The organism is Gordonia sp. CNJ-863, assembly GCF_001942325.1.
Lineage (GTDB): Bacteria > Actinomycetota > Actinomycetes > Mycobacteriales > Mycobacteriaceae > Gordonia > Gordonia alkanivorans.
Map to the genome: position 1 here is coordinate 1 of NZ_MKKG01000052.1, position 7,337 is coordinate 7,337.

A 7,337-nucleotide genomic window follows, 5' to 3' on the forward strand; every position below is an offset into this window, starting at 1 on the left:
GTTCTGGGCGACGCGGACAACGTCGTCGCGGAACTCCTGGGGATAGGGCTTGGGCACAGCTGGCATCCTTCCAGGCCGCCCGGCAGGGCAAGCCAGATCAGATGTCACCTACTCGTGCACCAGCCCCTTGGCACCACTCTAGCGTTTGGTACGGTTGCGTATTGCGAGTACCGCCAGAGCGAGAAGTATGGGGCCTAAGATTCGGATGGAGAGGTCGATGAACACGCCGATGCCGACGAGAGTTGCCCCTGCTGCTCCGGCTGGTCGAAAGAGCGCGACTGCTTCCTGTGCGGCGAAAGCTAGAGGCCAGAGATGACTGTCGGGATCAATCAATGGGGGAGTGGAAGAATCATTCTTGCGGACCAATTCCCAACCAAACGGCGGTTTCTCACCACGAATAAAGCAAAGAGCGGCGAGACCGATAATGGCGGCGAGACTGGCAACCGCCCGCCAGGCGCGTAACCCGTACCCCGATACTACTCGGTAAGTAGCTAGTATCCATCGCTCCACGGAAAGCAGCCCAGCGGCTTGACGACGCATCTCCATCTCGCCGTAGTAAAAGTCGGCAGCCCCCGGTTCATCTTTGGCATCTTCGAGTGCTTTTCGGAGAGATCGATAGATGGCCGACACCTCTCGTGCCGACAGCGGATCTGAGTCCTCACCCTCTCGCTCGCGACTGTCCCTGATGGCGGTGCTATCTCGTCTGAGCTCATCGTTGATTACACGGCGGTCGGTTCGCCACCAGTGTCTACCGCAAGTCTGCTGCGGGCGTTTGTCCTTCTCACGGTCCCCGCGGCTGCTCGACATAATGTTGTCGCCGGTGATAGTCAAAGCATCAAGTCCGTAGGCCGCAGCGAATGTGCAACTCGTTAGGTCCATTCCTGAGATGGTTACCCCAGTCACTTGCGCTCGCTGCAACGATCTTATGCTTGAGCGCTGGCCTGCCGGTAAGGCCTCGGTCAGCGCGATATCTAGCCGTAGCAGGGCGAGGACGTAATCGGCCCACTGTGCAGCGGACAGTTGCCGCCTTGCGGGCCTCGGGTACAGAACGTTTAGGCGGCTGCCTGCGAGCGGTGGGACGCGCACCCAAGTTCTGTGGTTCTCAGGCTCCGTTGAGGGATGGTCTGCCAAAGCTTCGCTGATCAACGACCCCGGTGCCAGTTCCGCATCCGGCAGATCGACTACTGCGCCGGAAACTACGAGATGCAGCCGACTCGTCGCCCTCAACCAGTCCGCCGACACCTTCCCCGTGGTTATGTCTAACCGTGCTGGTGCGTCAAACACCGCGCGATCAAGCCGGACCCTCGTAGTCGCCAGACCGGTCGATCGGATAGTCGGCGACGACCACTGAGTCTGCGACCAGTCCAGTAGTCGAAACCGAGCGTTCTCGAACTGGGCGTTGTTAGAGAACGTCGCACCGCGGAACTCGGCTGAGCCGGTGACGATTGCCTCGGCGAACTTTGCGTCGCCGGTGAATATAGCCGCCCCGAATCGGGCGTCGCCGGTGAAGATAGCCGCTCCGAATTGGGCGTCGCTAGTGAAGGTCGCGCCGCCGAAGTCTGCGTGGCGGATGAAATTCACCTCACCGAAGTTGGCGTGGCGGGTGAATGTAGCCTCCCGAAACCAGGCGTCGCCAATAAAGATCGTCCTGTCGAAAGAGGCGGTGTCGGTGAACCTCGCACGGGTAAATAAGGTATCGCCGGTGCATGTTAGCCGTTCGAACGAGGCCCGGCGGCCGAAGGTTGCCTGCTGAAATCGGGCATCGCCGGTAAAGGTCGCTCCGTCGAACCGCGCGTCATCGGTGAACGTGGTCTCCTGAAACTGGGCTTTGCCAGTGAGGGTCGCTTCGTCGAACCGGGCATGGCCCATGAAGGTCGCCTTGTCGAACCGGGCATCGCCGGTGAAGGTAACTTCGTCAAACCAAGCTTTGCCGACAAAGGCGGTACCCTCGAACCTTGAATCTCCGCCGGCGAAGGTCGCCCCGGCGAATTTTGTGTCGCCGTTTAGCACCGAGCCTGTGATGCTGAGGCAGATGCGTTCACCCTGCAGGTCGAGATTGCCGTCGACCCTGGCTCCGCTCAGGTTCACTGCCGCTTCGCGTTCCAATAAAGTGTGCTCTAGAAAGGCGGCGCGCACCACCCTATCGTCACCCCATCCTGCGGCGTCGAGAGCTGACGGATGGTGATTGCGCTCGTTTTGAGGGCGTAGGTTGCAGGCCTGACCGGCGCTGATCGCGCACAAGAGGGCGCGCTCGCCGCTAGAGGTGGGCTCCATTTCATTTGTAACTCTATTACAACGGACGTCGAGCGAGCAGCCCACACGGGGAGTCGAGTTAGCGGATCTAGGCTGGGGTCTAGGGGTTGCAGGGTGCCGAGGCGACGGGCTGGATCTGGGTTGTCGATGTTGTCCGCAGGCTTCCATTCGAGCACAGCTGCCACCAGCTGGAGGTGGACAACGACCGCGAGGTGCTCGGCCGCGAGGGTTGCCAACCGTATGCAGCGCCAGGGTGTTCTGCGTCGCAGATGCTATGCATAGCACCGGTTAAGGTGACTCTGGGTTACTTGACATAAGATACATTATCGGCACATTAAAATAGCTGGGGGACAGGAACTTTTGCTAGAAAGTGACATAACTCGGACTGAGGTCGGGCACGCACTGGGGCTGTTCCACACCTGCTCCAACGACCTGATGGCAGATAATGACGGGGCCCGCGAAACGTCCTACACACCCACCGGCCTCACCCGCGACCTGTACCACAACAAGTGGGGATTCTGATGACCCACCACCGAGCAACACGACCGGCGGCCCTCACGCTCGGCATCGCCGGCATCCTCGCCGCTGCCACCCTGGCCGCGTGCGGCGAACAAACCGTCAATGAGGGCATCCCGCCCCTCGAATCGGCCACGGCCACCTCGACCGCCCATGCGGACTCGATCACCGACACCTCTGACTTACGTAATCTGATGGCGATCTCCACACACGTCTTCACCGGCCGTGTCGAATCAGCTGCTGGGACCAAGGCACTCGGGCCGCTCCCCGAAACTCAGTACAGCGTGCTCACCAAAACAGCGATCAAGGGCGAAGTCCCCGAGAGCGTGGTAGTCAACCAGCAAGGCGGAGTCAAAGACGGTGTCTACATTTCCGTCAACGGCGACACACCCCTCGAGGTCGGCCAGTGGTACCTGTTCGCCACCCGCTACCTCGAGTCCGAGAAGTGGAACACCCTCATCCCGGTCGACGGCCGCAAACCGGTGACCGAACAACAAGCCCGCGACAGAGCCTCCGCGCCCCTAGCCGCGGCTGAGGCCGCGGTGCGCGCCAACCCCCAAAGCCGGCTCGCACCACCGGACCCACCGAGCCCGTCGATGACCTTCCCGATACCCCAACCCGGCGACCGCAACCCCCCTCCACCCTCACCGGCGCCACCCGGCTGAATCATGAAGTAGCCAGTGGCGGCATATGGAAAGCGTTGGGGGAGGTAGCTTGCCAGGCTCAATCGAGTTGACATAAGGCTGTCGGTCACAAACCGAGGTGTTCCGATGGTTCGAGAATGCTCGGGGACGTCATCCTTCGCTGAGCCGGATGCTCGCGAGCACCCCGTGATGATCGGAGCCCGGCAGATCGATCCGCCGGAACGATGTCGGTGTCGGGCCATTGCGTGTCAGCACCCGGTCGAGCGCAAGCAGCGACGGGTAGGGCCGGCCGGCGGGATAGGTCGCGACGACGCCCGATCCGAGATGCTCGGCGGCGTCGGTCAGTTGGGGCGAATTCGAGGGTCCCGACAGTAGCTGCCGGAAGGAGCGGTGATCGTAGGTCGAGTTCGCATCGGCGCCGATGATCAGTGGATCTGTGTCGGCGAAGAGGATCGAGCGCAACTCGCGGAGCTCGGCATCCCAGCGCCACGACGGTTCGGGATACGGCGGCAACGGGTGCAGTGCATAGATCGAGATGGGCGAGCGGTTCGGAAGCAGCAGTCGCGCGCGAAGGTTCGACAGTTCGAATCCCCGCAGGAGTTGCCCGTCGGTCAGCGGGGCCCGCGCATAGATGCCAGCTCCACCTCCACCGTCTCGGGGACGGAGAAACGCGAACGGCAAGGCTTGGCGCAACCCGGCGCGCTCGAGGGCTCCCACCGCCTCAGGCGTCAGCTCGACTATCGTCAGGGCGTCAACGCCTGAGTCGCGCACCCGCGACACCAGCGCGTCCGGATCAGCCTGCCCGAGATAGATATTGGCCTGCATCACGGTCAAGTCCGAGTCCGAGACCTGTTCGTCGACCCCCCGATACAGCGGGACCTGCGCCGTCACGCCCACGGCGATGACGAGCACAGCTCCTGCCGCGGAAAGCCAGGCGCGCGCGGCGAGCAGCAGCAGCAGACCGAGGACACCGACGATGATCAGCACCGGCGTGAACGCCGCCACCCGGGACACGAGATTGCTAACCAGGCCAGAATAGTGGGCAGCAACACCGGCAGCAGCGGCGAGGACCGCACCCCACCCGAGCGCTCGTAGCAGTCCACGCATGCGGCCGATCATGCCACGATCACCGTCACGCCCTCTGGCGGGCAATCGTCGAGTGCAGGCTGTCGGCGACAGGGGCTGTCAGCCAAGCCACCAGTCGCTTCGATCTATGGTGCCCGTTACGAGCCGGACGCTTCGTTGCCGACGCAGCAGCCCAGGCGAGAACTCGTGCACGCAGTGACGCCAACCCGTAGTCGGCCACGACGATATTGCTGGTCAACCGGGCGCACGACTGGAGCTGCGCAGCGCGCAAGGGGTGATCCTGGGGCCAACGCGGAGAAACTAACCGGGATAGTAGTAACCTGTCTGTGGCGCGTTCGATATCGAACTGTTTCCATCCGGACTGACGCTTGGACTGAAGGACTCCCCTTGGCACGGCATCGCAAAGCTGATCCCAGCCCACCCTCCGCTGGCATCCCTGCGTTCCGGCGCGACGCATCGGCGAGCCTCACCCCCGGACTCGCAGGGCTCCAGCATTCACCCACCGTGCGTGCGGCCGGGCGACACCGAATGCCTGTCCAACCCGAGGTGTCGGCCGGGCTCACGCGGCCCATCTTCTCGGGCGCCCCAGTGCCCTCCTACTCGCCCCATGCGCGATCGACGACGGCGCCCGAGGCGTCGCCGTCATACCCACCACGCAGTGGCCGTCCATACACTGCGCGCTCGCGTACTGCCTTGCCCCGCCAAGCCGGGCCTGGCCATCGAGCTTTCGGGCCGCCTCGCTCACAGCGCCCGCTCGACCTCGGCAGGCATCTATCGGCAGCGCCTACCGCACCGTGGGAGCGGGCGTTGTGTGTCGTTGAACCTCAGTCCAGCGAGCAAGCTCAGTCAGGCTTTCTCGAGGTGCTTGACGGCGAGGAGGTCTCGGGTACCTCAACTCGGTCGGCGGCTGCGGCCGGGTTGAGTGGATCACTCATGGCCGCGGTGGTTCTATGCGCTGCCGGCGGGACTGCGGCCACTGCGGTCGCCGATCGACACGACCCAACGGTCACTCCCCTGACCCAGGCTGGCGTGCCCGTCGACGTCCAGCCCGCAGCAGCCCCACGATCTGTAATCGTCGGATCGGCGGACGAACAGCGAAGCCGCACGTCGGCACGGGCATCGTCACGCGATGAGCTGACCACGGCTATGCGAGAACTGACACAGCCAGATCGCGCGCGGCCGCCTGAACCCCCGGTGCCACAACGGCCGCGGTCGGCGGCACCGACCTACGGCACCGTGACCTCGAGTTACGGAGCGCGATGGAGTACCACGCACTATGGCCTCGACATCGCCAACACGATAGGCACACCGGTGGTCTCGACCAGCGACGGCAGATCATCGAATCCGGTCCGGCTGATGGTTTCGGTCTATGGATACGAGTGCTGCAAGACGACGGCACGATCGGCGTGTACGGGCACATCAACGAGACGCTGGTGAGCGTCGGGCAGCGAGTCCTGGCCGGCGAGCAGATCGCAACGGTAGGAAACCGCGGCTACTCCACCGGCCCACACCTGCACTACGAGGTCTGGCAGCAAGATGGACCCAAACTCGATCCTGCACAGTGGCTGAGAACCCGGGGAGTCTACGTCGTCGGATGACCCGCCTCATCGGCGCGGGAGGTGTGACGACGAGTGGTCCCGCTCAGGTGTCGCGAGCTCGAGGCGGGACTTGGTCGGGCCAAATCCTCGGGCGCAGTGATCGGTTCGACGGCCACACAGTTGATGCCTAGTCCGATCGATTGAGAGGATCGGTGTGCGGGTGGTTGTGGTCATTGAGGGTGAACTGCGTTGGTTTCACCGATCCGGCAGACTGCACTGCATGTTCCGGCACCTGTCGGACAGGCGGCCTGCTGATCATGTTTGCTGGTCTGGTAGCAGCTCATGGCGCGTCCGGTCTGGCGAGTCCCTTCTTGGTTGCTCGGCGGGAGTCCATTGCTTCGGCCCGGTGATTGATACGAGTTCGTAGGGGTTTGAGGACGATCATCGAGACTGGACTACTGAGAATCACGGCGAGCACGACGGCTACGAAAAACGGGACGTCCACGTCAATCAGGTAGGCGACCAACAGAATTAGTCCAGTTAGCGCAGCAGCGAGTGCTAGGCGCGCGACGTTGTACAGCAGCGCGATGGCGATCAGAGATCTGGCCGAAGAGGCCGGCGTGGTGGCGGCGCCGTGAGAAGTGTTTCTGCGCATGGTCGATGTGCCTCCGTGTGGCTGAATGCGATCGGGATGGATTGTGACGCGACAGTTGGCTCGGTGCCGCATCCTGAAGGGGGCGGTTCATAGATGAGATCTGTACGGATGTGAAAGTTCATGGCCGAGGTGCGCGCCGTGGTCGGCGGCTTGTCGGCCCTGGCTGGGTCAGCCATCGCCGCGCCTGCTGGTCGAAGTCTTCGCCCCACCCGGCCTGATCGGTGCGGGCCAGTCCCGCGATCGTTACTGCGGTGCCTCGTTGGCCGTCGACTTCGACGGGCACTAGCCGCACCCAGATTCGGCGACGCCGGACAAGTAGAGACACAAGTAACCCAGCCAGCATCACGGTCGCCGACACCAGAACCCAGTTCTGTGCCGGCCCGTGCGACACCTGCATGGACACGAAGCGTTCATACCCATCAAAGCGCACCACGGTGCCATCGGCGATGGTGTGAGTCTGTCCCGGGTTGAGATTGACCTGTGCCCGCTGCTGGAGCCGACCCTGCTCGATGAGCGCTCGGTTCAAGGAGTACGCATTCTGCGGGCGACCGGTATCCAGTCCGGTGTCGCTTGGTAGATCCTGATCGCCACATACGGATCATTCGGCACGGGAAACGATGAGGTGAGCAGGGTTCCTTGGAATGC

The 7,337-nt window shown here is 63.1% G+C and carries 5 protein-coding genes and 1 pseudogene; 2 read left to right on the plus strand and 4 right to left on the minus strand.

Features of this window, described 5'->3' with window-relative positions; all coding sequences use genetic code 11:
- Positions 1 to 138: 138 nt before the first annotated feature.
- Positions 139 to 2,274 (minus strand): pentapeptide repeat-containing protein, encoded by a 2,136-nt coding sequence (locus BJF87_RS20180; RefSeq protein ID WP_158037573.1) that lies wholly within the window; start codon positions 2,272 to 2,274, stop codon positions 139 to 141.
- 500 nt (positions 2,275 to 2,774) lie between these two features.
- On the opposite strand from BJF87_RS20180, the gene BJF87_RS20185 reads away from it, so the two are divergent.
- Entirely contained in the window at positions 2,775 to 3,434 is a 660-nt protein-coding gene (locus BJF87_RS20185) for a hypothetical protein (protein WP_075863809.1), read from the plus strand.
- Positions 3,435 to 3,563: 129 nt separating this feature from the next.
- Here the strand turns inward: BJF87_RS20185 and BJF87_RS20190 are convergent, their stop codons facing one another.
- A complete protein-coding gene (locus BJF87_RS20190; protein ID WP_075863810.1) occupies positions 3,564 to 4,532 on the minus strand; it encodes an endonuclease/exonuclease/phosphatase family protein in 969 nt (322 codons plus the stop codon).
- Between the two features lie 1,346 nt (positions 4,533 to 5,878).
- On the opposite strand from BJF87_RS20190, the gene BJF87_RS26955 reads away from it, so the two are divergent.
- Positions 5,879 to 6,097 carry a M23 family metallopeptidase gene (locus BJF87_RS26955; RefSeq protein WP_262339074.1) on the plus strand — a complete coding sequence of 73 codons (219 nt, stop codon included), beginning with the start codon at positions 5,879 to 5,881 and terminating at the stop codon, positions 6,095 to 6,097.
- A gap of 280 nt (positions 6,098 to 6,377) precedes the next feature.
- Here the strand turns inward: BJF87_RS26955 and BJF87_RS20200 are convergent, their stop codons facing one another.
- On the minus strand, positions 6,378 to 6,692 hold the full coding sequence (locus BJF87_RS20200; protein WP_075863811.1) for a DUF4229 domain-containing protein: 315 nt from the start codon (positions 6,690 to 6,692) through the stop codon (positions 6,378 to 6,380).
- 118 nt (positions 6,693 to 6,810) lie between these two features.
- Positions 6,811 to 7,337, minus strand: a pseudogene (locus BJF87_RS20205) (cytochrome c biogenesis protein ResB); the annotation flags it as partial.